Consider the following 23,976-nt stretch of genomic DNA (forward strand, 5'->3'; position numbering starts at 1 on the left):
AGCCGGACGGCGCGACCGGCGGTGCCCGCATCGACACCGGCCCGTCAAGCCCGCCCGCTGAAGCCATCGCGCCCGGTCGCCGGCTCAGCCGTTCGTCCCGGACTTCAGGAGGAGGATGTCGATGTCGCGCTGGGGGACGTAATCCTTCACGACCATCTCGAACGTGGTCGGCCCGGTCTTCTTCACGTTGGTGCCGCAGAACGCGATGAGGGTCGCTGGGTCGCCCTTGTCCACGACCAGCTTGAACGTGCCGATCGGTCCCGCCCAGTTCCCCCCGGACGTGATGACGTAGGAGAGGTACTGCTCATAGGCCTGGAACGACCGGCTGCCATCCGCGCTCGCCCGGCGGTACAAAGCCTGGGCCGCCTTCTCGAACGCGGGCTCCGTGCAGTAGCGGGTGGCGTATTGCGCCTTCTGCGCCGGGTCCACGTTCGGAGCGCCGTAGGACAGGCTGGGCAGGCTGCCCAGGCTCGGCACGTAGCTCTGGCGGACCGTGATCTCCCGGCCGGCCGGGAAGACCTGCCGGCGCCAGAACTTCGATTTCAGCGTCCAGAGCGGGACATCCGCGATCGTGCCATCCTTGTGCACCTGCCGCTCCAGGATGCCGTCGGCGGCCAGGGCGAGGCGCCGGCGCTCGCCCAGACGGCGCAGGGCCTCTTCCGTCGCCTCGACGGTCGGCATCAGGGGAATGCCCAGGCCCTTGAGGCGATCCGTGATCTCGACGGGCGGCGCACCGTTCCGGATCAGGAAGGCGCGCTGCTCGACTTGCGATTCGACCGGCCGTCCATCGACCTCGGTGGCGAACTTGAGGAAGTTGTCGTGGGCCGGATCGGGAATCGCGGTCAGCATCTCGCGATCCCCGGTGACGTCGGGCATCGGAAACGCGATGGTGGTCTCGATATCGGCGTCGGTGAGGTTGCGGAACCGGTAGTCGATCCGCACGGCCTTCTCGGACAGGTACAGTTCCTCGGAGGCGAGCGCGATCTTGTCGGTCTTCTCGAGGACCAGACCGCCCGCGGCGAGCGCGGCGCTGCTGTCATCCGCCCGGGCGGGCAAGGACGCCGTCGCCGCGAGGGCGAGGGCCAGCCACAAGGTTCGCATCGGTATCACACTCAACATGCTCGGGAATCGGCGGCCTGCGCGGCCGCTGCGGGAGTCGTCCGCCGGCAGTCCGGATGATCGGGGCTGATCATGTTCGGCAAGTCGGGGCGGGACGGTTTCACCGCGAAGATCGTCGCCCGGACGCGGCAAAAGCTTCACAGCAACCGACCACACCACTGAACCACGTCATACCCGAAGAGTCGGAGATGATTCCGCCGCGCCTCCGTTGTGCGAGAGCTGTCATGCGTCTACAACGATCCCGTGACGGTGCCCCGGCAACGGGGTGAAAAGGGAATGCGGTGAGGAGCGCGAGTTCCGAATCCGCGGCTGCCCCCGCAACTGTGAGCGGCGAGCGTCTGCCAGTAGGCCACCGGAGCGATCCGGGAAGGCGGCAGGCGCGCCGAGCCGCGAGCCAGGAGACCTGCCGTCACGCTGAGATCCCGCAATGCCGCCGGTGGGGCGGCTGGAGACACGCTGATGACCACCTCGACCCTCGCACCCGTCGCCACCGGCACCCGCGCTGCCGAGCGCCCGGTCGCCGTCGCGATCGCGGCTTTCCTCGGACTCGGCCTGCTGTTCATGGCGGGCTTCTCGCCGGCGATCGCGCTGCACAACGCGGCGCACGATTTCCGGCACACCCAAAACTTCCCCTGCCACTGACGCCCCTGCCCCAGGGATGATCATCCGGCTTCTGTCGGCGGCTCTGGCCGCCGGCTTCCTCGCGGCCGTCGTCGTGACGGGCCTCGAGCTGACGCTGACCTCGCCGCTGATCGTGGCGGCCGAGCGTTACGAACATCAACAGACGCATCAGGCCGAGCGCGGCCTGCCGATCGTCCTGGCGCATGCCGGGCACGATCATGCCGCGCCGGATGCTGCGCCCGAATGGCAGCCCGGCGAGGGCCTGCCGCGCATGGCGTTCACGGCCCTGGCGACCCTCGTGGGCGCGGTGGGCTATGCGCTGCTGCTCGGTGCGGCGATCCTCGCCTGCGGGCGGGAGCCGACCCGCCAGGTCGGCGTCGCCTTCGCGATCGCGGGCTTCGCCAGCGTCGCCCTGGCCCCGGGCCTCGGCCTGCCGCCCGAACTGCCCGGCAGCGAGGCGGCACCGCTCGCCACCCGCCAAGCCTGGTGGGTGATGACCGCCGCCGCCACCGGCATGGGCCTGTACCTGATCGCGATCCGGCGCTCGCTGATCGCGATCCTGGGCGGGCTCGTTCTGATCATCGCCCCACACGTGGCCGGCGCACCGCAGGCCCCCGAGGCCGCCTCCGAGCTTCCGGCGGCGCTGGCGGCACAGTTCGCGGCCCGCTCGCTGGCGATCAGCTTCGTGTTCTGGCTGCTGATCGGTCTCGGCTTCGGCTGGGCGTGGCAGGCCTTCGCCCGGGGCCCGGCGCGCGGGACGGCCCATGCCTGAGACCGTCCTCTACGTCTGCACCACCTGCCGCCGCCCGGGCGACGACCCGGACGGCCCGCGGGCCGGGGCGCGCCTGCTCGACGCCCTGCGCGCGGGCAACGCCGCGCCGGACCTACGGATCGAGGGGGTCGAGTGCCTCTCGGTCTGCAAACGGCCCTGCTCGGTGGCGGTCGCCTCCGCGAACCGCTGGACCTACGTCTACGGCGACATGGATCCGATCGAGTCCGCCGCCATTATCCTCGGCGGCCTCGCGTCCTACGCGGCGACGCAGGACGGCATCGTACCGTGGCGGGAGCGGCCCGCCGCCTTCAAGACCGGCGTGATCGCCCGGATCCCGCCCTTCCCCGATCCCCGCCCGCTTCCGGCCGGCACCCTGGAGGCTGCGGAATGACCATCGTCACCAAGATCCCCTGCACCATCGTCACCGGCTTCCTCGGGGCCGGAAAGACCACCCTGGTCCGCCACGTCGTCGAGAACGCCAAGGGCCGCCGCCTGGCGATCCTGGTCAACGAATTCGGCGATGTCGGCTTCGACAAGTCGTTCCTGGCCGCCTGCGGGGTCGAGGGCTGCACCGAGGACTCCATCGTCGAGCTGCCGAATGGCTGCATCTGCTGCACCGTGGCCGACGATTTCGTGCCGGCGCTCGAGACCCTGCTCGGCCGCGCGGAGCCGCCGGAGCACATCCTGATCGAGACCTCCGGCCTCGCCCTGCCGAAACCCCTGGTCCAGGCCTTCCAGTGGCCGGCGATCCGCTCGCGGGTCACCGTCGACGGGGTCGTGGCCGTGGTGGACGGTCCGGCCGTGGCCGCCGGTGCCTTCGCGGAGGATCCCGCGGCGCTGGCCGCCCAGCGCGCCGCCGACACGGCGGTCGATCACGACAACCCGCTGGAGGAGGTGTTCGAGGACCAGCTCCTCTGCGCCGACCTCGTCGTTCTCAACAAGTCCGACTTGCTCGATGCCGAGACCCGGGCGCGGGTGCGCGCCGAGGTCGAGGGGCATCTGCCCCGGGCCGTGAAGGTGGTCGAGACCGCCAACGGCGCGATCGACCCGCTGGTGCTGCTCGGGCTCGGCGCGGCCGCCGAGGACGACCTCGATGCCCGCCCCTCGCATCACGGCGACGGCGAGGATCACGACCACGACGATTTCGAGACCGTGGCCCTACCGGTCCGCCCGGCCATCACCGCCGGCGACCTCGCGGCCCGGGTGGAGAAGGCCGCCGAAGCTCCGGGCGTCCTGCGCATCAAGGGGTTCGCCGAGGTCGAGGGCAAGGCCATGCGCCTCGTGGTGCAGGGGGTCGGCCGGCGCGTCGTCCACCATTTCGACCGTCCCTGGCGGGCGGGCGAGAGCCGTGACGGGCGCCTCGTGGTGATCGGCCTGAAGGGGTTCGACCAGGGCGCCGTCGCCGCGGCGCTCGCGGGATAACGGCCTATCTTGCTATCGTATCGTGGTCGCAGACAATCGATCCCGGACTTTGCGCATCGTGTGCTAGTCTCCAAGAGTGACGCGTGTTGGGGCCGAGGGAGCGCCTCGAACCATGCTGGATCGCAAGCCAGAACCGATGTCGGTTGACGCGTTCCTCACCTGGGCCGAGACCCAGGCCGAGCGCTACGAGCTCGTCGGTGGCGTGCCCGTCCGGATGATGGCAGGTGCGCGCAACATTCACGACGATATCGTGGTGAACCTGCTCGCCCTGCTGCGTACGAACCTACGGGGCAGCGGCTGCCGGCCCTTCACCGGCGATGGCAGCGTCGAGACCTTGCCGGGCCAGATCCGACGGCCGGATGTCGGCGTCGATTGCGGTATACGCGATCCCAACGCCCTGATCGCGGCCGAGCCGCGCCTCGTGGCGGAAGTCTTGTCGCCGACGACCCGCGACTTCGATGCCTTCGCCAAGCTGGCGGAATACAAGGCCGTGGTCAGCCTCGCGCACATCTTGCTCGTCGAACCGAACGCTCCCGAAATTCGGTCGTGGTCTCGCGACGATGCAGGGGCTTGGCAGGAAGCGCGCGTCACGGGACTCGACGCGACACTGGAGCTGCCCGCCCTGCGCCTGAGCCTGCCGCTGGCCGAGATCTACGACGGCGTCACCTTCCCGGTCCGACCGCGCCTCGTCGCGGACGAACCCCGCCCGGTGGAATAGGCCCGGGCGCCATGCATCTCGTTCGCATCGATAGCGTCTCGCTCGACGAGGGCGAGGCGGCGGTGGATCTCGGGCAGGAGCCCGGGGACCTCGTCGTGCTGTCGTTCACCGACAGCGACCTCGCCGGGATCGGGCAGGCCCAGGCCGCCGAGCCGGGTTTGCCGAGCCTGCGGCTCGCCAAGCTCGCCAAGCTCCGGCATCCGATGTCGGTCGATCTCTATGTCGAGCGCGTGGTGTCGCGGGCGAAGCTCGTGGTGATCCGCTGCCTCGGCGGCCTGGATTACTGGCGCTACGGGATCGAACGCTGCGCCGCCGCGGCGCGGGCGCACGGGGTCGTGCTGGCGGTGCTGCCGGGCGACGACCGGCCGGACCCGCGGCTGGCCGGCTTCTCCACCGATCCGGATCTCGCGCAGCAGCTCGACGCGTATTTCCGTGCCGGCGGCCCGGAGAATCTGCGGCGGATGCTGCGCCTGCTCGCCGCCCGGATCGGCGCGGGCGGTGCCGTCGAGCCGCCGCAGCCGCTGCCGCGGGGCTTTCCCTGGTGCCCCGGCTGCGGCGTGCTCGCACTGGATACGGCGATCGAGGCGGCCGAGACGGCGGTGCCGCTCTCGGACCCGCGCGTGACCGCGACCCCGCTCGCCCTGCTTCTGGTCTACCGCTCCGCGGTGCTCGGCGGCGATACCGCGCCCTTCGTCGCCCTGGCCGCGTCCCTGCGCGCCCGCGGCATCGGTGTGCTGCCGATGGCGGTCTCAAGCCTCAAGGAGCCGGTGGCGGCCCGGGCGGTCGCCGAGGCCGTACGGGCTCGCAAGCCGGATCTCGTCATCGCCGCCACTGCCTTCTCGGCGCGGGAGGACGGGATCGATTTCGTCCTCGACGGCGCCGATTGCCCGGTGCTCCAGGCCTTCACGGTCGGCGCCCCCCGGGCGGCCTGGGAGGCCTCGGCCCGAGGTCTCGGCGCCGCCGACCTCGCCATGCAGGTCGCCCTGCCGGAATTCGACGGCCGGCTCTCCGGCTTCCCGATCTCGTTCAAGGAAGAGGCCCCGGAAGTCGCCGGCTTCGCCGAGCGCCGGGCCGTCCCCTATACCGCCGGCATCGAAGCCCTGGCCGAGCGGGCGGCGGGCTGGCTGCGCCTCGCCGCCCTCCCCCGCGCCGAGCGGCGGGTGGCCGTCGTCCTGTCCGATTATCCCGCCCGCGGCGGCCGGGCCGGCTTCGCGGTCGGCCTCGACACTCCCGAGAGCGCCCGCGCGCTTGTTTCGGACTTTGCTGAAGCGGGTTACGCGACCGGCGCGCTGCCAGAGCCGGACGCGCTGATGCAGGCGCTCACCGAGGGCGCGGCGGACTTCACGGTCCCGCTGGCGGATTATGCTGCCTGGCTCTCCGGATTGCCCGCGGCGTTGCGCGATGCGCTGCTGGAAGCCTGGGGCGGGCCCGCCGACGACCCGATCTGTCACGGCGGCCTGTTCCGGTTCCGGATGGTCACAGCGCGTGCCGCGCACCAGTCCCTCACTGCGGACGACCACATTCAAACGCTGCCGCAGGGAACTCCGGTCCCCTCTCCCGCACGGGAGGGGGGGCACGTCGCATCTTTCGCGCGCCGAATGACGAATGCCGAGGCCTTGGTGGGAAGGGGCGGGCAACTCGCGGTCTTCCTCCAGCCCGACCGCGGCCGCGATCCCGACCGCAAGGCCGGCTATCACGACCCGGATCGCGTCCCGACCCACGCCTACCTGGCCTTCCACCTCGGCCTGCGCCGGCGTTTCGACGCGCTGGTGCAGCTCGGCACGCACGGCACCACCGAATGGCTCCCCGGCAAGGCGGTGGCCCTGTCCCCGGACTGCGTCCCGGCGCTCTGTATCGGCGGGCTGCCGGTGATCTACCCGTTCATCGTCGACGACCCGGGCGAGGCCGCGCCGCTCAAGCGCCGGCTCGGCGGGATCGCCCTCGGCCACATCACCCCCGACACGACCCTTCACGCCCTGCCGCCGGAGGCCGCGCGCCTGCGCGAGTTGGTGGAGGAGTATTCGGCCGCCAGCGTGCTCGATCCGCGCCGGGCCGGCCTGATCGCGAGCGCGATCCTGGAGGATGCGGACGCCGCCGGGCTGCTCGACGGCGCCGGTATCGGCCCGGACACGCCGATGGAGGAGGCGCTGACCCGCCTCGACGCCCATCTCTGCGACCTCGGCGAGACCACCTTCCGCGACGGCCTGCACGTCTTCGGACGCGCCCGCGACGGTGCGCCGGACGCCGTCATTGCGAGCGCCGCGGGCGAGCGGGCGGGCCTGCTCGCCGCGCTCGACGGCCGCTTTGTGCCGCCGGGCCCCGCCGGCTCGCCGTCGCGCGGCCGGGCCGACGTGCTGCCCACCGGGCGCAACCTCGCGACGCTGGACCCGCGGGCGATCCCGAGCCGCGCCGCCGCGCTGCTAGGGGAGCGGGCCGCCGCCTCGGTGGTGACCCGCTACCTGCAGGACGAGGGCGAGTACCCGGCCCGGATCGTCATGGATCTCTGGGCCTCCCCGACCCTGCGCACCGGCGGCGAAGATGTCGCCCACGCCCTGGCGCTGATGGGCGTGCGGCCGGTCTGGGACCATGCCAGCACCCGGGTCACCGGCTTCGAGGTGCTGCCGCTGGCCATGCTCGACCGGCCGCGCATCGACGTGACCGTGCGCGTCTCGGGCGCGTTCCGCGACACCTTCCCGGATACCCTCGCCTTGCTTGATCGCGCCGCCCGCGCCGTGGCCGAGCGGGACGAGGAGGATGCCGAAAATCCCCTGGCTGCCGCCCGGCGCCGCGGCGAAGACATCGCCCGGGTCTACGGGGCCGCCCCCGGTCAATACGGCGCCGGCACGGCCGCCACCGCCCTCGACGGCGCCTGGGATGACCGGGCCGATCTCGGCCAAGCCTATCTCGCGGCGAGCGGCCATGCCTATGGCGACCGCGAGGGACCGGATGCGGCCTTCGGCGCCCGGGTCGCGGCGGCGGATGCCTATCTGCACGCCTTCGACGTGGCCGAGCGCGACCTGTTCGACGGCGACGCGGCGGTGGACGCCATGGGCGGCTTCGCGGCCGCGGCGACGCTCCAGGGCGCCAGCCCCGCTCTCTACAGCCTGGACGTCTCGGTTCCGGAGCGCCCCAAGACCCGGACCGCCCGGGAGGATGCCGCCCGGCTGATCCGCGGGCGCCTGGCCGATCCGCGCTGGATCGCCGCCCAGCTCCGCCACGGCTACCGGGGCGCGCAGGAGCTGGCCCAGGGCCTCGACGCGGTCTTCGTCCTTGCCGCCGCGAGCGACGCCGTGACCGATGCCGGCTTTGACCGGCTCTACGCCGCCTGGATCGCCGATCCCGAGGTGTTCGACCGGCTGCGCGCGGCGAACCCTGCCGCGACCCGGGCGATCCTGGAGCGGTTCGACGAGGCCCGCGACCGCGGCCTGTGGCACAGCCGGCGCAACGCGCTGCCGGCCGACGCGCTGATGCCGGAGGCCGCCGAATGAGCGTCGCCACCCATCGCCGCGTTCTTCCCGAGGCACCGACGCGCCGGGGCTGGTGCCCCGGTCTCAGCCGGCCGATGCCCACCGGGGACGGCCTGCTCGCCCGGGTGCATCCGCCGCTGGGGATCCTGACCCTTCCGCAGGCCCGGGCGGTGGCCGAGGGCGCGCGCCGCTTCGGCAACGGCCATCTCGACCTCACCGCCCGCGCCAACCTTCAGATCCGGGGCGTCTCGGAGGCGACCCGCGCGCCGCTCGCCCGCCTGCTGGAGGCCGCCGGCCTCGGCGACACGCGCGCCGACGGCGGCCCGCAGCGCCTGACGCTCACCAGTCCCCTCGCCGGCCATGATCCCGCCGAGACGTTCGACGTCCCGGCCCTCGCTCGCGCCATCGAGGCGGCGGGGCTCGCCGTGCCGGGGCTGCCGGCCAAGACGCTGGTGGTGGTCGACGGCCGCGCGGGTGCGGAGATGCCGGACGCCGATGCGTACGTCTTCTCCCGTGCCTCCGGCGAGGTCGGGATCGCAATCGCCGCGGAGCAGGGTTTTCACGATCTCGCCACCTGTACCGAGAACGAGGCGCCGGCCGCGATAGCGGCGCTGCTGAAGGCCTTTGCCCGAAGCGGCTTGCGGCGGATGCGCGATCTATCGCCCGATGCGTGCGATGCGATGGAGGATGCCGTTCGGCTCGCGTTGCAGGCGCAAGTCCCCTCTCCCGTGCGGGAGAGGGACAGGGTGAGGGATGCGACCTCTCCGGAAAGCGCGCCCCCCTCACCCCAACCCTCTCCCGCACGGGAGAGGGGGCACGGTGGCCTCACTCCGGACGTTGCGCCTTTCTCCCCACCGGCCGGCCTCACAATGCTGGCGGCGAGTCAGTCAGTGCTCACCGTGGATGCGCCGTTCGGTCGCTGCACGGCGGACGCCCTTGATCGCCTGGTGGACCTCGTCGCCCGCCTCGACGCGAAGGAGGTCCGCCTGTCTCCGGCCCGCGGCTTCGTGCTGCTGCTCCCGGCATCGCCAGAGGCGGATCTGTCGGACCTGGCCCGGGACTTCATCGTCGCACCCGACGATCCGCGGCGCAGCGTCGCCGCCTGCACCGGTGCGCCGGCCTGCGCCTCCGGATCGACGCCGACGCTCGCCGACGCCGCCAGTGTCGCGGAGGCGTTCCGGCCGTTCGCCGTGGACGGGCGCGCGGCCCATGTCTCCGGCTGCGCCAAGGGCTGCGCCCGGCCGGGCCCGGCGGACCTCACCCTCGTCGGCCGGGATGGCCTCTACGGCGCAATCGTCGGCGGCGCGCCTGGCGATGAGCCGGCGATGCATCTCCCTATCGAGGCGGTGCTGGAGCGGTTAGGAAGGGCGAAGACAATCGGGCTCGCCGCCGCTTTCGCGCCGGATCGCGCCAGGACCGATATTGGGAGGACCAGGAGACCGGCATGAGCGCGAGCCAGAATGCCCTGCGCCAGGCAGGTTCGGAGCCGGAGGCCACCTCTCGCTACGAGTATATCCGCGACGGCGCCGCGATCTACGCGCGCTCCTTCACGATGATCCGGGCCGAGGCCGACCTCACGCGCTGGTCGGGCGCGGCCGAGCGCGTCGTCGTCCGGATGATCCATGCCTGCGGCATGACCGATCTCCCCGCCGACGTGGAAATGTCGGACGGCTTCGCCGAGGCCGGTGTCGCGGCGCTCCAGGCCGGGGCCCCGATCCTGTGCGATGTCCGGATGGTCGCCGACGGCGTCACCCGGGCACGCCTGCCCGCCAACAATCCGGTCGTCTGCACCCTCGGCGATCCGCGGGTGCCGGATCTCGCCAAGAGCCTCGGCACCACGCGCTCGGCCGCCGCGATGGAGCTGTGGCGCGAGCATCTGCCCGGCAGCATCGTGGCGGTCGGCAACGCCCCGACGGCGCTGTTCCGCCTGCTGGAACTGCTTGATGCCGGCGTGCCGCCCCCGGCCGCGGTGATCGGCATCCCGGTGGGCTTCGTCGGCGCGGCCGAATCCAAGGACGCGCTGGCCCGGGACGGCCGCGTCCCCTTCGTGGTCGTCCACGGCCGCCGCGGCGGCAGCGCCATGACCGCCGCAGCGGTCAACGCGCTGGCCAGCGAGGTCGAGTGATGGACGGGTTCGAGCGTGTCGAGGCGCCCATCGAGGAGATTCCTACCGCCGCGGTGACCGGCACCCTCTACGGGGTCGGCATGGGCCCGGGCGATCCGGAGCTGCTCACCGTGAAGGCGCAGCGCATCCTGATGCGCGCGCCGGTTCTGGTGCATTTCTGCAAGCGCGGCCGGCGCGGCAACGCCCGCACCATCGCGGACGCGATCCTGCGCGACCCGGCCCGCGAGATGCCGCTGGCCTACCCCTACACCACCGAGATCCACCCGGAGCACCCGGATTACGTGGCGGCGCTGGCCGCCTTCTACGACGACGCGGCCGGGCAGCTCGCCGACCATCTCGGCGCGGGCCGCGACGTCGCGATCCTGTCGGAGGGCGACCCGTTCTTCTACGGCTCGTTCATGCACCTGTGGCGGCGCCTCAAGGACCGCTTCCCGGTGGAGGTGGTCCCGGGCGTGACCGGCATGTCCGGCTGCTGGACCCGGGCCGGCACGCCGATCACCTGGGGCGACGACATCCTGACGGTCCTGCCGGCGACCTTGCCACTCGATGCGCTCACCGAGCGCCTGCGCGGTACCGACGCCGCCGTGCTGATGAAGCTCGGCCGGCACCTGCCGAAGGTCCGGGCGGCGCTCACCGCCGCCGGGCTCATCGACCGGGCGATCTATGTCGAGCGCGGCACCATGGCGGGCGAGCGCGTGGTGATGCTCGCCGACAAGGCGGATGACGACGCGCCCTATTTCTCCATGGTCCTCCTGCCCGGCGAGGGGCGGCGGCCGTGAGCGGCAGCCTCACGGTGGTCGGCCTCGGCCCCGGGGATGCCGGTTTGCTGACCGAATCCGCCCGCCGGGCCCTCGACGCCGCGGACGATCTGGTCGGGTATTTCCCGTACGTGGCCCGCGTGCCCGAGCGTCCGGGCCTGATCCGGCATGCCAGCGACAACCGCGTGGAGGTCGACCGGGCCCGGCATGCCCTCCAGCTGGCGGCATCCGGTCGGCGCGTCGCGGTGGTGTCGGGGGGCGATCCCGGCGTGTTCGCCATGGCCTCGGCCGTGTTCGAGGCGGTGGAGCATGGCGAACCCGCCTGGCGGGACCTCGCCATCACGGTCGAGCCGGGCATCACCGCGATGCTGGCCGCAGCGGCCCGGCTCGGGGCACCGCTCGGCGGCGACTTCTGCGCCCTGTCGCTCTCGGACAACCTGAAGCCCTGGCCCGTGGTCACCGCCCGGCTGGAAGCGGTGCTCCGTGCCGATCTCGTCATCGCGCTCTACAACCCGATCTCCACCGCGCGGCCCTGGCAGCTCGGGGCAGCCCTCGAACTCGCCGCCGGGATCCGGGCGCCGGAGACGCCAGTGATGTTCGCCCGGGCGATCAGCCGGCCGGACGAGGCGATCCGCGTCTCGACCCTCGCTGAGGCGCGCGACGTGCCGGCCGACATGGCCACGATGGTGATCCTCGGCGCCTCGACCACGCGGCTGATCCCGCGGACCGATGGCCTGCCCTTCGTCTACACGTCGCGCAAAGTCGCGGGGCCGGCATGAGCGCCGGCATCGAGCCAGCGCAGCGCAGCCGCGGCGTCGGGGACGCTCGGCACGTCGGGCTTCTCCGGGCGACGTACCATGATGACGGGAATCCCGAGGCTGCGCGCTGCGGCGATCTTGCCGTAGGTCGCAGCCCCGCCGGAATTCTTGCTGACCAGGATCTCGGTGCCGGTGGCGCGCATCAGCTCCGCCTCGGCTTCGGCGTCGAACGGACCGCGGGCCTCGAGGGCGGTGAGGTGTGGGACCGGCAGCACCCCGTCCAGCGGCTCGACCGTGCGCGCCAGATAGGCGTGCTGCGGCGCCGCCGCGAAGGCGCCGGCCTCCTGCCGACCGATGGTCAGGAACACGCACCGGGGTTCGTGTCCGAGGGCAGTGACTGCCTCCTGCATGTTGGCGACCTCGGTCCAGAAATCGCCGGGCGCGCGGCGCCAGGCCGGCCGGCGGATCGCGAGCAGCGTCACGCCAACTGCTTCCGCGGCGCGGGCGGCGTTGCCCGAAATGGTCGCTGCGAAGGGATGCGTCGCATCGATCAGGCGATCGATACGCTCGCTGCGCAGATAAGCGGCGAGACCCTCGGCACCGCCGAACCCGCCGATTCGCGTCGGCACCGGCTCAGGCCTCGGCGCGGCTGTGCGGCCGGCCAGGGACAGCATGACGGCGTATTCATTCCGGCCAGCCAGCGACCGCGCCAGGGCACTCGCCTCGCCGGTGCCGCCGAGGATCAGGATTCGCATCGCGCCGCCGCTCATCGGGGCCTTGTCCATGAGCGCTGAGCCCCTGTCGAGCGGCCCGTGGTTGTCGATCGTCGGCATCGGCGAGGATGGGCGGGCCGGGCTCGCACCCGCCGCCGCCGCCGCGCTCGATGCCGCGCGGGTCGTCTATGGCGGCCGGCGCCACCTTGCCCTGGCCGCGCCCCTCGACGCCGAGACGCGGCCCTGGCCGAGCCCGATCCACGAGGCCTACCCGGAGATCCTGGTCCGGCGCGGGCAGCCGACCTGCATCCTCGCCACCGGCGACCCGTTCCATTACGGCATCGGCGCCGAGATCGCCCGGCTGGTGCCGCCCGCTGAGATCCGGGCCTTCCCGCAACCCTCGGCCTTCAGCCTCGCCTGTGCGCGGCTGGGCTGGCCCATGGCCGAATGCGGCCTCGTCACCCTGCACGGCCGGGCGCTCGCCCGGATCGTCCCGCATATCCAGCCGGGCGCGCGCCTCCTCGTCCTGTCCTGGGACGGCACGACGCCGGCGGCCCTGGCGGACGTTCTCACCGCGCGCGGCTTCGGCGCCTCGATCATGACCGTTCTCGAGGCGATGGGCGGCCCGCGCGAGCGGATCCGCTCGGCGCCGGCCGTTTCCTTCGACCTCGCGGCGATCGACCCGCTCAACACCGTGGCGATCGCGGTCGGAGGTGAAGGACACGCGCTGCCGCTGGCGCCGGGCCTCGACGACGGCCTGTTCGAGAATGACGGGCAGCTCACCAAAGCCGAGATCCGGGCGCTGACGCTCGCGGCGCTCCGCCCGCATCCGGGCCTGCATCTCTGGGATGTCGGGGCCGGCGCGGGCTCCATCGCCATCGAGTGGATGCTGCGCCATCCGAGCCTGCGCGCCACCGCCATCGAGGCGCGCTCCGAGCGGGCCGAGCGGATCCTCCGGAACGCGCAATCGCTGGGGGTTCCGGACTTGGCGGTTTTGACCGGCGCAGCGCCGGACGCGCTCGCCGGCCTGGATGCGCCGGATGCGGTCTTCATCGGCGGCGGCGTCTCCGAGCCGGGCATTCTGGCGGCCTCGCTTGCGGCGTTGAAGCCGGGCGGGCGCTGCGTCGCCAACGCGGTGACGCTCCAGGGCGAAGCCGCGCTGCTCGCGGCCTTTGCCGAGTACGGCGGCAGCCTGCGCCGGTTCTCCGTCGACCGGGCGAGCCCGGTGGGCGGCCTGCACGGCTGGCGGCCGGCGATGCCTGTCACTCAATGGGCCTGGACCAAGCCATGAGCGACCGGATCGTCGCCGGGATCGGGTTCCGTCGCGGCACGGGCGCCGAGGAGATCGCCGCGCTCATCGCCCGTGCCCTCGGCACCATCGGCGCCGGCCGCACCGATCTCGCTGCCGTCGCGACGGCGGCCGACCGGGCCGCGGACCCCTCCATCTGCCAAGCCGCGGCGGCGTTCGGCCTGTCGCCCTGCCCGGTCGAGGCACCGGCCCTGGAAGCCTGCGACACCCGCGTGGTCACGCGCTCCGCCCGGATCGAGCGCCTGCGCGGTGTCGGCTCGCTGGCCGAGGCGGCGGCCCTGGCGGCGGCCGGGCCGGAGAGCCGCCTCGCCCTCCCCCGCATCGCCAGCGCCAGCGCAACCTGCGCCCTCGCGATCCCGCACGACACCGCTCGGCACCCATGACCGTCCACTTCATCGGCGCCGGCCCCGGCGCTGCCGATCTCATCACGGTGCGCGGCCGCGACCGCATCGCGGCCTGCCCGGTCTGCCTCTATGCCGGCTCCCTGGTGGCGCCCGAGATCCTCGGCTGGTGCCCGCCGGGTGCGCGCATCGTCGACACGGCGCCCCTCGACCTCGACGCGATCATGGCGGAGATCGCGGCCGCGGAGGCACGCGGGCAGGACGTGGCGCGGCTGCATTCGGGCGACCTGTCGATCTGGAGCGCGCTGGCCGAGCAGATGCGCCGGCTCGACCGGCTCGGCATCGCCTACACCGTGACGCCGGGCGTGCCGGCCTTCGCGGCCGCCGCCGCGATGCTGCGCCGGGAGCTGACCGTGCCGGGCGTGTCGCAATCCGTCGTGCTGACCCGCACCTCCGGCCGGGCGAGCGCGATGCCCGAGCGGGAGACCCTGGCGGCCTTCGCGGCCACCGGGGCGACGCTGGCGATCCACCTGTCGATCCACGTGGTCGAGACAGTCGCGGCCGAGCTGATCCCGTTCTACGGCGCCGCCTGCCCGGCAGCCGCGGTGTTCCGCGCCTCCTGGCCGGACGAGCGGGCGCTGATCGGCGACCTCGCCGGGTTGCCGGCCCTCGTGGCCGAGGCCGGGCTCGAACGCACCGCCCTGATCCTCGTCGGTCCCGCGCTCGGCGCCGCCGACTTCCGCGAGAGCGCGCTCTACGCCCCCGATTACGACCGGCGCTACCGGCCGGGCGGTACCGTGGGGAGCGCGGTTTGAGCGCCCCCGGCCTGCTGGTCGCGGCGCCGCGCTCCAGCTCCGGCAAGACCACCGTCACGTTGGCGCTGATGCGCGCGTTGAGGCGGCGGGGCCTGCGCGTCCGCGGCGCGAAATGCGGGCCGGACTACATCGATCCGGCCTTCCACCGGGCGGCGACCGGCCAGCCGAGCTTCAACCTCGACAGCTTCGCCATGGTGCCCGACCTCCTCGACGCCCTGGCCGGCGAGACCGCGGCGCAGGCCGACATCGTGGTCGCCGAGGGCTCGATGGGCCTGTTCGACGGCGTCCGGGCGGCGGAGAGCCGGACCGGCGCGAATGCCGACATCGCCGCCCGCTACGGCTGGCCGGTGGTGCTGGTGGTCGACGTCTCCGGCGCGGCGCAATCGGCCGCCGCCGTGGCGCTCGGCTGCAAGCTCTACGATCCGCGGATCCGGATCGCCGGGGTGATCCTCAACAAGGTCGCGAGCGCCCGTCATCGCCGTCTCGTGGAGGCCGGCATGGAGCGCGTGGGGCTGCCGGTCCTTGGCGCGCTCATGCGCGACGCCGAACTGGTCCTGCCCGAACGCCATCTTGGCCTCGTCCAGGCCGGGGAGACCGCCGACCTGGAATCCCGGCTCGACCGGCTGGCCGATCTTGCCGAAGCCGGAATCGACCTCGACGCCGTGCTCGCCTGCGCGAGCGGCGGCGCCCCCGCCTCGACCGGCGTGCTGCCGCGCCCGCCCGGGCAGCGCGTCGCGATCGCCCGGGATGCGGCGTTCAGCTTTCTCTATCCGCATCTCGAGACCGGATGGCGCCTGGCCGGGGCCGAGATCGTGCCGTTCTCGCCGCTCCTGGACGAGGCGCCACCGGATACCTGCGACGCCTGCTGGCTGCCGGGCGGCTACCCCGAGCTGCATGCGGGCCAGCTCGCCGCCGCAAGCCGTTTCCTCGACGGCCTGCGCGCCTTCGCGACCACGCGGCCGGTCCACGGCGAGTGCGGTGGCTACATGGTCCTCGGTCAGACGCTGGAGGATGCGGACGGCACCACCCACGCCATGGCCGGGTTGCTGCCGGTCGCCACGTCGTACCGCAAGCGCAAGCTGCATCTTGGCTACCGCGTCGCGCGGCTCTGCAGCGACGGCCCGCTCGGCCGGCGCGGGGCGCGGGTCGTGGGTCACGAATTCCACTATGCCAGCGAATTGTCGCCGGCCGCCGCGGAGGCGGACGCTTTGGCCCGCGTCACGGACGCGGAGGGGACGGACCAGGGCCTCGCCGGCCACCGGGTCGGGTCGGTGGGTGGGAGCTTCTTCCACCTCATCGCGGCGGATGACGGGTGATCCTCGGCTCGACCGGCATCCGGAATAGGTCGGACCAGCCTACGGTCGGCCGGACCGCGAGACGCGTCACCGGTCCGACAAGGACTGGCGTTCAGGCGGGATCGGCGGCGGGCGGCGCCGTGCGGGCCTGCGCGAGGCGGGCGGCGCTGCGCACGAGCGCCAGGACATCCCGGCGCATCTGCTCGTCCTCGATCTGCGCATAGGCGCGCAGCAGCTCGATCGCCCCGTGGGCGCTGAGGAAGCCGAACACGTCCTCCTGGGCGTTCTCGCGCGGCTCGCTCTCCTCGAAGAAGGCGGAAACCGGCACCTCGAGCAGGCGCGCGATCTCACGGAGCCGGCCGGCCCCGACCCGGTTCTGGCCCTTCTCGTATTTCTGAACCTGCTGGAACGTCACGCCGACGGCGTTGCCGAGCGCGGTCTGGCTGAGACCTCGCGCCTTCCGCAACGCGGTGATGCGGATACCGACCAGACGGTCCACGTCCGTGGTCTGTTTCGGCATCATTTGACCGTTCGTGTCCTTGTCCACACTCTGAACAACGTCCCCTTGCGGATCCGGTGTTCTGGCCTCGCCGTCGCGCCGCTTCACCGTCCCACCCTCGATCTCATATCGCGCCTATACCTAACGTGCTGTGTCACACGCTAGAGCAGCAGCCGACTGCATTGCAAATGGCCGCGTCTCTAAGCCCTTATTGCCCCCGGCTCTCGAACGCGGAACAAGATTCCGCGTCAACGACGAGCCCTATAGCAGTCGGTCAACACCCCGACCGCGACACAATACGAACCGTACCGCAATTGGACACCAAGTTGTTAAGCTCCGCAAGTCTAGGTCCACATCTTGTGGTTTAACCTGACGTATCTTCGAAACATTGTTGCTGAAATGTCGATGGGCTAAGACTGCGCAGTCCTTGGCGCGCGCCGCGTCGCCGCAGCAGGGCTCGCCCGGACGGGGTTCGGGGCCTAAATTCGGTGCGGCAACGGAGATCACCATGTTTATCGCGATGAATCGCTTCAAGGTCGTTAAGGATGCGACCGAGGACTTCGAGGCCGTCTGGCTCGGCCGCGACAGCCACCTCGGGGAGATGGAAGGCTTCGTCGAGTTTCATCTGCTCCGCGGTCCGGAGCAGGAGGACCACGTCCTCTACGCCTCGCACACCGTCTGGCGCTCGCGCGCCGACTTCGAGGCCTGGACGCGCTCCGAGCAGTTCCGCAAGGCCCATAGCCGGGCGCCCTCGACCAAGCCGCTCTATCTCGGTCATCCGCAATTCGAGGGGTTCGAGATGGTCCAGACGGTCGGCGGCGCGGACGGCGCCAAGCAGCACGCCGACGCCGTCTGACGCGACCTGTCACGGTATTCAGGGCGCTCGCTGCCGGATCGGCGGCGGGCGCCTTTTAATTTAGGGTTGCCGTATCCCGCGCACGGCAATCGCGATGATTGAATCCCCGCGAAAGCGGCAAGATCCGCCAGGCCACGCGCCGGTGGGGGGATTCAACCGGCCAGCAATGATCTGACATTCCAACGCAACTGCTGGTATCGGGCTGTCGAGCCCCGCCGGGCCGCATGTGTCTGTATTCCGGTGACTCAGCATTTACCATGTATTGCCGACGACCGGACGTTCGCCTACATGGGCGGCCACGCCTCTGCTGCCGAAACGCTCACCGTCGCGGCTCACCCCTTGCTCCGTCATCGGCAGATGCCGGCGCTGAAAACTTACGTGTTTCAGACCGGTACAAAGTCCGATCAAACCGGGACGTGGCGAGCGAAATGTTTCACGAGCGGGTTCCGGAGACGTTCCAGGCCTTGCCGACCTCGGCCGAACGCCGTCGCAGCGTATGGTCGGCGCTCCTGCCGCGCCGCGGTCGCGCGCTGGCGCGCATCGCCATGTCGTCGTCGATGGCGGTGGCCGACATCGTGGCGATCGTCGCGGTCATCCTGGGCGTCGAATTCGCCTATCAGGTCGCCTTCGGGGGCGAGAGCGTCTGGGTGACGGCCCTGCGCGGCCTGCGGCTGGCCGCCCTGCTCGGCGCGATCATCGTGGCGACCAACGTGCTGCGGGAGGATTACAGCCTCGACGGCATCATGGCGCAGAAGCTCAACATCCAGCGCATGGCCTCGCTCTGGCTGGTCGCCTGGGCGGCGGTGCTGCTGGTCGGCTTCCTGACCAAGACCACGAACGATTACTCGCGCCTCGTCTCGATCGCCTCCTTCGTCATCGGCCTGCCCGTCCTGGTGATGACCCGGACCGCGGCGACCCGTCTGGTGCGCCGCAGCCTCGCATCCGGATCCGCCTCCGCCAGCCGCGTCCACCTGGTCGGCTACGAGGAGGACATCGCCCGCTTCTATGCCAGCCACGAGGCCGATCAGCTCGGATCCCGGATCGTCGGCACAAGCTACCTGCGCCGGATCGATCCGGGCGCCGACACCGTGTCGCGGCACGACCAGCTCCAGGAGGATCTCGACCTCGCCGTGTCGGTGGTGCGGTTCCTGCGGCCGGACGATGTCTTCGTGCTGGTCCCGTGGACCGACACCGCCGAAGTCGAGCGCTGCATCGACGCTTTCCTGCGGGTGCCCTCCGCGCTGCATCTCCGGCCCGGCAGCGTGCTCGACCGGTTCCCCGACATGCAGGTCGCCCGGGTCGGCGGCGTCTCCGGCATCAATATCGGCCGCCGGCCGCTCAACATCGCCGAGATCGTGCTGAAGCGCGCCCTCGACCTGGTCGTGGCGGCGATCGCCCTGGTGTCCCTGTCGCCGCTGCTCGCAGCGATCGCCGTGGCGATCAAGCTCGACAGTCCGGGCCCGGTCTTCTTCCGCCAGAAGCGCTACGGCTTCAATCAGCAGCCCTTCGGCGTGTTCAAGTTCCGGTCGATGCGGGCGGATGCCAGCGCGGTGTTCAAGCAGGCGACCCGCAACGACAGCCGCATCACCCAGGTCGGCGCGATCCTGCGGCGGACGAATCTCGACGAGCTGCCGCAGCTCCTCAACGTCCTGCGGGGCGAGATGTCGCTGGTCGGTCCCCGGCCGCACGCCCTGGCGCATGACCGCAGCTTCGAGCGGCGGATCGCGCTCTACGCCCGGCGGCACAACGTCCGGCCCGGCATCACCGGCTGGGCGCAGGTCAACGGCTATCGCGGCGAGACCCTGACCGACCTCGATATGGAGCGGCGCGTCGCCTGCGACCTGCACTACATCGACAATTGGTCGATCTGGTTCGACATCCAGATCATGCTGCTCACGATCGTGTCGCGCCGGGCCTACAAGAACGCGCGCTGACGCGTCAGCCGGCCTGCTGCCGCTCCCGGCAGGCGCCGCAATCGCCCTCGACCTCGAGGATGCTGTGGGCCGGCGTGAAGCCCGCCCGCTTCAGGGTACGGTCGAGACCGTCCTCCAGCATCTCCGAGGAGGCCTCGTCCACGCCGCCGCAGGTGCGGCAGATCAGGAACACCACGCCCTCCCCCGGAGCATGCCCGTGGGCGCAGGGGATGAAGGCGTTGCGGCTCGCGATCCGGTGGACCAAACCCTGCTGCATCAGGAAATCGAGGGCGCGGTACACCGAGACCGGCGCCACGCGCTTGCCCGGTGCGCTGAGCTTCTCGGCAATGTCGTAGGCGCCCTGGGCCTTACCGGCCTCGGCCACCGCCTCCATCACCTCCCGGCGCAGGGGCGTGAATTGCAGTCCGCGCTCGCGGCAGACGGCCTCCGCCCGCGCGAGCATGTCGGCGACATCGCCGTGGCACGCGTCGTGGCCCTCGTGACGGTGCATGTTCGCTCCAACCGCAAATCCGCCGGTTGTCCAGCGGGTTTGTTACAGTGTATCACTGCCGCCCCGGACCGCACCAGTAGCCGAACGGTCCCCGCGCCGGCCCGAGCGCGCGACGAGGACGTCTTGCCGACCATCGCCACCCCACGCCGAGCGGCCCCACGATCCCTGTTCCGCAGCGGGATCGGCCCGCGCCTCGCCCTCGCCGTGGTGCTCTCCACCCTGGTCTGGCTCGTGATCGCCTGGGCGCTCGCGGCATGAGCATCCGACCCGCCACACGAGAATCGATCCGCCTGGTCGGCATCACCCTCGGCTACGACCGGCATCCGGCAGTCCACCACCTCTCCGGGACCGTGCGCGCCGGCGACCTGCTGGCCCTGGTCGGGCCGAACGGCGCCGGCAAGTCGACCCTGCTCAAGGGGATGGCCGGCGAGATCCGCTGCCTGGAGGGCCACATCGATCGCTCCGGCGCCCTCGCCTACATGCCCCAGGCCGACGAGATCGATCGCAGCTTCCCGCTGAGCGTGATGGACCTTGCCGGCATGGGCCTGTGGCGGAAGGCCGGATCCTGGCGTGGCCTGGAGCGCTGGCGGCCGGAGATCGGGGCGGCCCTCGACGCGGTCGGGCTCGGCGGCTTCGAGGCGCGCCCGATCAGCACGCTCTCGGGCGGCCAGTTCCGGCGCGCGCTGTTCGCCCGGCTGATCCTGCAGGATTGCCCGGTGATGCTCCTCGACGAGCCGTTCACCGGCATCGACAACCGCACCGTCGAGGATTTGCTGGCCCTGATCCGGCTCTGGCACGGCCAGGGCCGCACCGTCGTCGCGGCCCTGCACGACCTGACCCAGGTGCGCGAGCATTTTCCGACGACACTCCTGCTCGCCCGCGAAGCCGTGGCCTGGGGGCCGACCGCGCGAGTGCTCACGCCGGAGAATCTGGCGCGCGCGCGCAATCTCTCCGAAGCCTGGGACGAGGATGCCGCGGTGTGCGTCGGCCCGAAGCCGGCCGTCGCGCTAAGCCACGACCACGGCCCGGAAACTCACCACCATCACGAGGACGCCGCGTGATCGATCCGTTCGGGCCGATTCTCGCGCCGTTCGTCGAGTTCGGGTTCATGCGCCGGGCGCTGGCGGGCTGCCTCGCCCTGTCGGTCTCCGCGCCGCCGGTCGGGGTGTTCCTGACCTTGCGCCGCATGAGCCTGATGAGCGACGCGATGAGCCACGCGATCCTGCCCGGCGCCGCGGCAGGATTCCTGGTGGCCGGCCTGTCGCTGCCGGCCATGACCGTCGGCGGGCTGGTGGCCGGCCTGGCGGTGGCGTTGCTGGCCGGCGCCGTCACCCGGGCGACGGTGGTGCGCGAGGATGCCAACCTCGCGGCCTTCTACCTGATCTCGCTGGCCGGGGGCGTCCTGCTGGTGTCGTTGCGCGGCTCGCAGATCGACCTGATGCATTTCCTGTTCGGCTCGGTCCTGGCGCTGGACGACGCCGCCCTGATCCTTCTCGGCGGCATCAGCACGCTGACGCTGGTCGCGCTCGCCGCGATCTACCGGCCGCTGGTGATGGAATGCGTCGATCCGCTGTTCCTGCGCACGGTCAGCCGCAGCGGCGGGCCGGTGCATCTCGCCTTCCTGGCCCTGGTGGTGATCAATCTGGTCGGCGGGTTCCAGGCGCTCGGGACCCTGCTGGCTGTCGGACTGATGCTGCTGCCGGCGGTGGCCGCCCGGTTCTGGGCGCGCGATCTCGGCGGCCTGATCCCGATCTCGATGCTGATTGCCGCGGTGGCGAGCGTGTCGGGGCTCAGCCTGTCCTACCAGCTCGATTTGCCGAGCGGCCCGGCCATCGTGCTGGCCGCCGGAGCGCTCTACCTCGTCTCGATGCTGGCCGGCCCGCGCGGCGGCCTGCTCCGCCGCCTGATCCGGCCGCGCCACCTCGAAGCCTGATCAGGCCTCGTCCTTCAGCGCGGCGAGGCCCTCGCGGTAGGTCGGGTAGGCGAGCGCGACGCCGAGCTCGTCCCGGATCAGACCGTTCCGAACCCGCTTGTTCTCGCCGTAGAAGCTGCGCGCCATCGGCGACAGGTCGGCGGTCTCGAAGTCGATCTCGGGCGGCAGCGGCAGGCCGGTCAGCGCGGCGACGTGCTCGGTGACGACCTGCGGCGGGGCCGGCTCGTCGTCGGTGACGTTGTAGACCGCGCCCGGACGGGGACGGTCCAGCGAGGCCAGCAGCGTCGTCGCGATGTCGTCGACATGGATGCGGTTGAAGACCTGTCCGGCCTTCACAATGCGCTGCGAGCGGCCCTCGCGCAGCTTCACGATCGGGTTGCGCCCGGGGCCGTAGATGCCCGCCAGCCGGAACACCTGCACGGCCTTTCCGGTGCGCGCACCGAGCTCGAACCAGGCCGCCTCGGCGTCGAGCCGGATCCGGGAGCGGGCGCTGCGCGGCGCGGGGGGCGTCGTCTCGTCGATCCAGGCCCCGCCCTGGTCGCCATAGACCCCGATGGTCGAGAGGTAGCCGATCCAGCCGATCTGGCTCGCCGCAATCGCCTCCTCGTAGCGCCGCAGCACCGGGTCGCCCTGCTCGGAGGGCGGCGCCGAGACGAGGAGCGCGTCGGTGTCGGCGAGATCCTCCGCGATGCGAGGATCGTCGGCCTCCGGGCCGAAGCCCCGCATGGTGAAGCCGGTCTCGGCGGCGATGCGCGCCGCGGCCGCCGGATCGGTGACGGTCGCCCGCACGGTCTGGAAACGGTCGCGCGCCCGCTCGGCGAAGCGGCGGCCGGTGAAGCCGAGCCCGAAGATGAAGAGGTTCATGCCGGGGATGTCTCGCCGAGGTGAAGCTCCGTCAAGGCGGTGGCGGCGCTCCACTCATCGCGCACATGCGAATCCGTCTCGGCGACCCCATGCCGCCGGTGCAGGGCCCGCACGGCGTCCGGCTCGAGCAGCCGACCGCAGGCCCAGACCGCCATGCCGCGCACGAGCGGCGAGGCGTCGTCCAGTCGCGCGATCGCGGAATCTGCCAGGCGCGGGTCGCCGGAATTGCCGACCGCGATCATGACGTTCCGCAGAAACCGGTCCCGGCCGGTGCGCTTCACCGGGGTTCCGGCGAAGAACTTGCGGAAGGACGCGTCGTCCAGTTCGGCGAGATCGGCCAGGGCCGGCGCTTCGAGATCCGCCCGGGCCGCCAGCCGGGCATCGGCAGCTGTGCGGGCGAACTTGTTCCAGGGGCAGACGGCGAGGCAGTCGTCGCAGCCGAAGACCCGGTTGCCGATCGCAGTCCGGAATTCGTCCGCGATCGGCCCAGCATGCTCGATCGTCAGGTACGAGATGCAGCGCCGGGCATCGAGGCGGTAGGGCGCCGGGAACGCGTCGGTCGGGCAGATGTCGAGGCAGGCCCGGCAGGAGCCGCAATGCCCGCGCCCGGGCGCGTCGGGCTCGAACTCCGCGCTGGTGTAGATCGCCCCGAGGAGCAGCCAGTTGCCGTGCTCGCGCGACAGCAGGACCGTGTGCTTGCCCTGCCAGCCGAGCCCGGCCGCCTCGGCGAGCGTCTTCTCCATCACCGGGGCGGTGTCGCAGAACACCTTCACCCGGACGTCGCCCTTGGCGGACAGGTAGCCGCCGAGCTCCTTGAGCCGGCCCTTCAAAACTTCGTGATAGTCCCGGCGCCGCGCATAGGCCGCGACCGCGCCGCGATCCGTCCGGGCCACGAGGTCGAGCGGGTCGTCCTCCGGGCGATAGCTCATGGCGAGGACCAGGATGCTGCGCAGGCCGGGCCACAGGCCGACGGGGCTGGCGCGCTGGTCGGCGCGCTCCGCCATCCAGTCCATCGTGCCGTGGGCGCCCTCCTCCAGCCAGCGCGACAGACGGTCGGGTAGGTCCGGCAGGCGGTCGGGCCGGGTGATCCGCAGCCCGCAGAAGCCGAGATGCTGCGCCCGGGCCTCGACGAGGCGACGCAACTCGGCGCCGAAATAGGTCCGTCTC

General features: G+C 71.9%; 25 protein-coding genes and 1 riboswitch. Of the genes, 19 read left to right on the top strand and 6 right to left on the bottom strand.

What is annotated here, in order from left to right; genetic code table 11:
• Positions 1-84: 84 nt before the first annotated feature.
• Positions 85-1,101, bottom strand: a complete 1,017-nt coding sequence (locus tag BMZ47_RS07475; protein ID WP_091860270.1) for a DUF4424 domain-containing protein — start codon at positions 1,099-1,101, stop codon at positions 85-87.
• Between the two features lie 248 nt (positions 1,102-1,349).
• Positions 1,350-1,544: riboswitch (cobalamin riboswitch) on the top strand.
• A 34-nt stretch (positions 1,545-1,578) separates the two neighbouring features.
• On the opposite strand from BMZ47_RS07475, the gene BMZ47_RS07480 reads away from it, so the two are divergent.
• The 10 genes from BMZ47_RS07480 (at position 1,579) to cobJ (ending at position 11,781) form a co-directional block, all read left to right on the top strand.
• Positions 1,579-1,761, top strand: a complete 183-nt coding sequence (locus BMZ47_RS07480; RefSeq protein ID WP_007561495.1) for a CbtB domain-containing protein — start codon at positions 1,579-1,581, stop codon at positions 1,759-1,761.
• A 16-nt stretch (positions 1,762-1,777) separates the two neighbouring features.
• Positions 1,778-2,512, top strand: a complete 735-nt coding sequence (locus tag BMZ47_RS07485; RefSeq protein ID WP_091860273.1) for a CbtA family protein — start codon at positions 1,778-1,780, stop codon at positions 2,510-2,512.
• Positions 2,505-2,903 (top strand): DUF1636 family protein, encoded by a 399-nt coding sequence (locus tag BMZ47_RS07490; RefSeq protein ID WP_007561491.1) that lies wholly within the window; start codon positions 2,505-2,507, stop codon positions 2,901-2,903. The genes BMZ47_RS07485 and BMZ47_RS07490 overlap by 8 nt, the downstream gene beginning before the upstream one ends.
• Positions 2,900-3,934 carry a cobalamin biosynthesis protein CobW gene (cobW, locus tag BMZ47_RS07495; protein WP_007561489.1) on the top strand — a complete coding sequence of 345 codons (1,035 nt, stop codon included), beginning with the start codon at positions 2,900-2,902 and terminating at the stop codon, positions 3,932-3,934. Before BMZ47_RS07490 ends, cobW begins: the two co-directional genes overlap by 4 nt.
• A 112-nt stretch (positions 3,935-4,046) precedes the next feature.
• A complete protein-coding gene (locus tag BMZ47_RS07500; RefSeq protein WP_091860276.1) occupies positions 4,047-4,652 on the top strand; it encodes a Uma2 family endonuclease in 606 nt (201 codons plus the stop codon).
• An 11-nt stretch (positions 4,653-4,663) separates the two neighbouring features.
• On the top strand, positions 4,664-8,140 hold the full coding sequence (gene cobN / locus BMZ47_RS07505; protein WP_091860279.1) for a cobaltochelatase subunit CobN: 3,477 nt from the start codon (positions 4,664-4,666) through the stop codon (positions 8,138-8,140).
• Positions 8,137-9,567, top strand: coding sequence for a precorrin-3B synthase (gene cobG, locus BMZ47_RS07510; protein WP_091860282.1), 1,431 nt, complete (start codon positions 8,137-8,139; stop codon positions 9,565-9,567). The genes cobN and cobG overlap by 4 nt, the downstream gene beginning before the upstream one ends.
• A complete protein-coding gene (locus BMZ47_RS07515) occupies positions 9,564-10,244 on the top strand; it encodes a precorrin-8X methylmutase (RefSeq protein ID WP_091860285.1) in 681 nt (226 codons plus the stop codon). The genes cobG and BMZ47_RS07515 overlap by 4 nt, the downstream gene beginning before the upstream one ends.
• Positions 10,244-11,023 carry a precorrin-2 C(20)-methyltransferase gene (locus tag BMZ47_RS07520; protein WP_091860289.1) on the top strand — a complete coding sequence of 260 codons (780 nt, stop codon included), beginning with the start codon at positions 10,244-10,246 and terminating at the stop codon, positions 11,021-11,023. The genes BMZ47_RS07515 and BMZ47_RS07520 overlap by 1 nt, the downstream gene beginning before the upstream one ends.
• Entirely contained in the window at positions 11,020-11,781 is a 762-nt protein-coding gene (gene cobJ / locus BMZ47_RS07525; protein ID WP_091860292.1) for a precorrin-3B C(17)-methyltransferase, read from the top strand. The genes BMZ47_RS07520 and cobJ overlap by 4 nt, the downstream gene beginning before the upstream one ends.
• Here cobJ and BMZ47_RS07530 read toward each other — a convergent pair.
• Complete coding sequence (locus BMZ47_RS07530; protein ID WP_167369006.1) at positions 11,748-12,545, bottom strand: cobalt-precorrin-6A reductase; 798 nt, start codon at positions 12,543-12,545, stop codon at positions 11,748-11,750. The genes cobJ and BMZ47_RS07530 overlap by 34 nt on opposite strands.
• Between BMZ47_RS07530 and cbiE the strand changes: the two genes are divergently transcribed.
• Genes cbiE through BMZ47_RS07550 form a run of 4 tightly spaced genes read left to right on the top strand, consistent with a single transcriptional unit; the run spans position 12,544 to position 16,254 of the window.
• On the top strand, positions 12,544-13,764 hold the full coding sequence (cbiE, locus tag BMZ47_RS07535; RefSeq protein WP_091860295.1) for a precorrin-6y C5,15-methyltransferase (decarboxylating) subunit CbiE: 1,221 nt from the start codon (positions 12,544-12,546) through the stop codon (positions 13,762-13,764). The two genes, BMZ47_RS07530 and cbiE, sit on opposite strands and share 2 nt — an antisense overlap.
• On the top strand, positions 13,761-14,165 hold the full coding sequence (locus BMZ47_RS07540) for a cobalamin biosynthesis protein (protein WP_244536754.1): 405 nt from the start codon (positions 13,761-13,763) through the stop codon (positions 14,163-14,165). The genes cbiE and BMZ47_RS07540 overlap by 4 nt, the downstream gene beginning before the upstream one ends.
• Positions 14,162-14,938 (top strand): precorrin-4 C(11)-methyltransferase, encoded by a 777-nt coding sequence (gene cobM / locus BMZ47_RS07545; protein ID WP_091860302.1) that lies wholly within the window; start codon positions 14,162-14,164, stop codon positions 14,936-14,938. Before BMZ47_RS07540 ends, cobM begins: the two co-directional genes overlap by 4 nt.
• The gene (locus BMZ47_RS07550; RefSeq protein WP_091860305.1) at positions 14,935-16,254 is read left to right on the top strand and encodes a cobyrinic acid a,c-diamide synthase CobB; all 1,320 of its coding nucleotides are present in this window, start codon (positions 14,935-14,937) and stop codon (positions 16,252-16,254) included. The genes cobM and BMZ47_RS07550 overlap by 4 nt, the downstream gene beginning before the upstream one ends.
• Positions 16,255-16,345: 91 nt before the next feature.
• Here the strand turns inward: BMZ47_RS07550 and BMZ47_RS07555 are convergent, their stop codons facing one another.
• On the bottom strand, positions 16,346-16,756 hold the full coding sequence (locus tag BMZ47_RS07555; RefSeq protein WP_091860310.1) for a helix-turn-helix domain-containing protein: 411 nt from the start codon (positions 16,754-16,756) through the stop codon (positions 16,346-16,348).
• 484 nt (positions 16,757-17,240) lie between these two features.
• On the opposite strand from BMZ47_RS07555, the gene hmuQ reads away from it, so the two are divergent.
• Positions 17,241-17,588 carry a heme-degrading protein HmuQ gene (gene hmuQ, locus BMZ47_RS07560; protein ID WP_007561461.1) on the top strand — a complete coding sequence of 116 codons (348 nt, stop codon included), beginning with the start codon at positions 17,241-17,243 and terminating at the stop codon, positions 17,586-17,588.
• A gap of 428 nt (positions 17,589-18,016) precedes the next feature.
• Positions 18,017-19,522 (top strand): undecaprenyl-phosphate glucose phosphotransferase, encoded by a 1,506-nt coding sequence (locus BMZ47_RS07565; protein WP_091860313.1) that lies wholly within the window; start codon positions 18,017-18,019, stop codon positions 19,520-19,522.
• 4 nt (positions 19,523-19,526) lie between these two features.
• Here BMZ47_RS07565 and BMZ47_RS07570 read toward each other — a convergent pair whose 3' ends face one another.
• Entirely contained in the window at positions 19,527-20,012 is a 486-nt protein-coding gene (locus BMZ47_RS07570) for a transcriptional repressor (protein WP_007561457.1), read from the bottom strand.
• 123 nt (positions 20,013-20,135) lie between these two features.
• On the opposite strand from BMZ47_RS07570, the gene BMZ47_RS29115 reads away from it, so the two are divergent.
• Genes BMZ47_RS29115 through BMZ47_RS07580 form a run of 3 tightly spaced genes read left to right on the top strand, consistent with a single transcriptional unit; the run spans position 20,136 to position 21,945 of the window.
• Positions 20,136-20,270 (top strand): hypothetical protein, encoded by a 135-nt coding sequence (locus BMZ47_RS29115; RefSeq protein ID WP_268868448.1) that lies wholly within the window; start codon positions 20,136-20,138, stop codon positions 20,268-20,270.
• Positions 20,267-21,073, top strand: coding sequence for a metal ABC transporter ATP-binding protein (locus BMZ47_RS07575; protein WP_091860317.1), 807 nt, complete (start codon positions 20,267-20,269; stop codon positions 21,071-21,073). Before BMZ47_RS29115 ends, BMZ47_RS07575 begins: the two co-directional genes overlap by 4 nt.
• A gap of 47 nt (positions 21,074-21,120) precedes the next feature.
• Positions 21,121-21,945, top strand: a complete 825-nt coding sequence (locus BMZ47_RS07580) for a metal ABC transporter permease (RefSeq protein WP_085985782.1) — start codon at positions 21,121-21,123, stop codon at positions 21,943-21,945.
• Here the strand turns inward: BMZ47_RS07580 and BMZ47_RS07585 are convergent, their stop codons facing one another.
• Both BMZ47_RS07585 and queG read right to left on the bottom strand, forming a co-directional pair.
• Complete coding sequence (locus BMZ47_RS07585) at positions 21,946-22,809, bottom strand: SDR family oxidoreductase (protein ID WP_091860319.1); 864 nt, start codon at positions 22,807-22,809, stop codon at positions 21,946-21,948.
• Positions 22,806-23,951 carry a tRNA epoxyqueuosine(34) reductase QueG gene (gene queG, locus BMZ47_RS07590; RefSeq protein WP_091860322.1) on the bottom strand — a complete coding sequence of 382 codons (1,146 nt, stop codon included), beginning with the start codon at positions 23,949-23,951 and terminating at the stop codon, positions 22,806-22,808. The genes BMZ47_RS07585 and queG overlap by 4 nt, the downstream gene beginning before the upstream one ends.
• Positions 23,952-23,976: the final 25 nt, after the last annotated feature.

The sequence above is a fragment of the Methylobacterium brachiatum genome (genome assembly GCF_900113845.1).
Taxonomy (GTDB): Bacteria; Pseudomonadota; Alphaproteobacteria; order Rhizobiales; family Beijerinckiaceae; genus Methylobacterium; species Methylobacterium brachiatum.

Bases quoted from the DNA above. Each gene is read 5' to 3' on its own strand.
- BMZ47_RS07475 (WP_091860270.1), bottom strand. From the start codon at position 1,101: ATGCGAACCTTGTGGCTGGCCCTCGCCCTCGCGGCGACGGCGTCCTTG.
- BMZ47_RS07480 (WP_007561495.1), top strand. From the start codon at position 1,579: ATGACCACCTCGACCCTCGCACCCGTCGCCACCGGCACCCGCGCTGCC.
- BMZ47_RS07485 (WP_091860273.1), top strand. From the start codon at position 1,778: ATGATCATCCGGCTTCTGTCGGCGGCTCTGGCCGCCGGCTTCCTCGCG.
- BMZ47_RS07490 (WP_007561491.1), top strand. From the start codon at position 2,505: ATGCCTGAGACCGTCCTCTACGTCTGCACCACCTGCCGCCGCCCGGGC.
- cobW (WP_007561489.1), top strand. From the start codon at position 2,900: ATGACCATCGTCACCAAGATCCCCTGCACCATCGTCACCGGCTTCCTC.
- BMZ47_RS07500 (WP_091860276.1), top strand. From the start codon at position 4,047: ATGCTGGATCGCAAGCCAGAACCGATGTCGGTTGACGCGTTCCTCACC.
- cobN (WP_091860279.1), top strand. From the start codon at position 4,664: ATGCATCTCGTTCGCATCGATAGCGTCTCGCTCGACGAGGGCGAGGCG.
- cobG (WP_091860282.1), top strand. From the start codon at position 8,137: ATGAGCGTCGCCACCCATCGCCGCGTTCTTCCCGAGGCACCGACGCGC.
- BMZ47_RS07515 (WP_091860285.1), top strand. From the start codon at position 9,564: ATGAGCGCGAGCCAGAATGCCCTGCGCCAGGCAGGTTCGGAGCCGGAG.
- BMZ47_RS07520 (WP_091860289.1), top strand. From the start codon at position 10,244: ATGGACGGGTTCGAGCGTGTCGAGGCGCCCATCGAGGAGATTCCTACC.
- cbiE (WP_091860295.1), top strand. From the start codon at position 12,544: ATGAGCGCTGAGCCCCTGTCGAGCGGCCCGTGGTTGTCGATCGTCGGC.
- BMZ47_RS07530 (WP_167369006.1), bottom strand. From the start codon at position 12,545: ATGGACAAGGCCCCGATGAGCGGCGGCGCGATGCGAATCCTGATCCTC.
- BMZ47_RS07540 (WP_244536754.1), top strand. From the start codon at position 13,761: ATGAGCGACCGGATCGTCGCCGGGATCGGGTTCCGTCGCGGCACGGGC.
- cobM (WP_091860302.1), top strand. From the start codon at position 14,162: ATGACCGTCCACTTCATCGGCGCCGGCCCCGGCGCTGCCGATCTCATC.
- BMZ47_RS07555 (WP_091860310.1), bottom strand. From the start codon at position 16,756: ATGATGCCGAAACAGACCACGGACGTGGACCGTCTGGTCGGTATCCGC.
- hmuQ (WP_007561461.1), top strand. From the start codon at position 17,241: ATGTTTATCGCGATGAATCGCTTCAAGGTCGTTAAGGATGCGACCGAG.
- BMZ47_RS07565 (WP_091860313.1), top strand. From the start codon at position 18,017: ATGTTTCACGAGCGGGTTCCGGAGACGTTCCAGGCCTTGCCGACCTCG.
- BMZ47_RS07570 (WP_007561457.1), bottom strand. From the start codon at position 20,012: ATGCACCGTCACGAGGGCCACGACGCGTGCCACGGCGATGTCGCCGAC.
- BMZ47_RS07575 (WP_091860317.1), top strand. From the start codon at position 20,267: ATGAGCATCCGACCCGCCACACGAGAATCGATCCGCCTGGTCGGCATC.
- BMZ47_RS07580 (WP_085985782.1), top strand. From the start codon at position 21,121: ATGCGCCGGGCGCTGGCGGGCTGCCTCGCCCTGTCGGTCTCCGCGCCG.
- BMZ47_RS07585 (WP_091860319.1), bottom strand. From the start codon at position 22,809: ATGAACCTCTTCATCTTCGGGCTCGGCTTCACCGGCCGCCGCTTCGCC.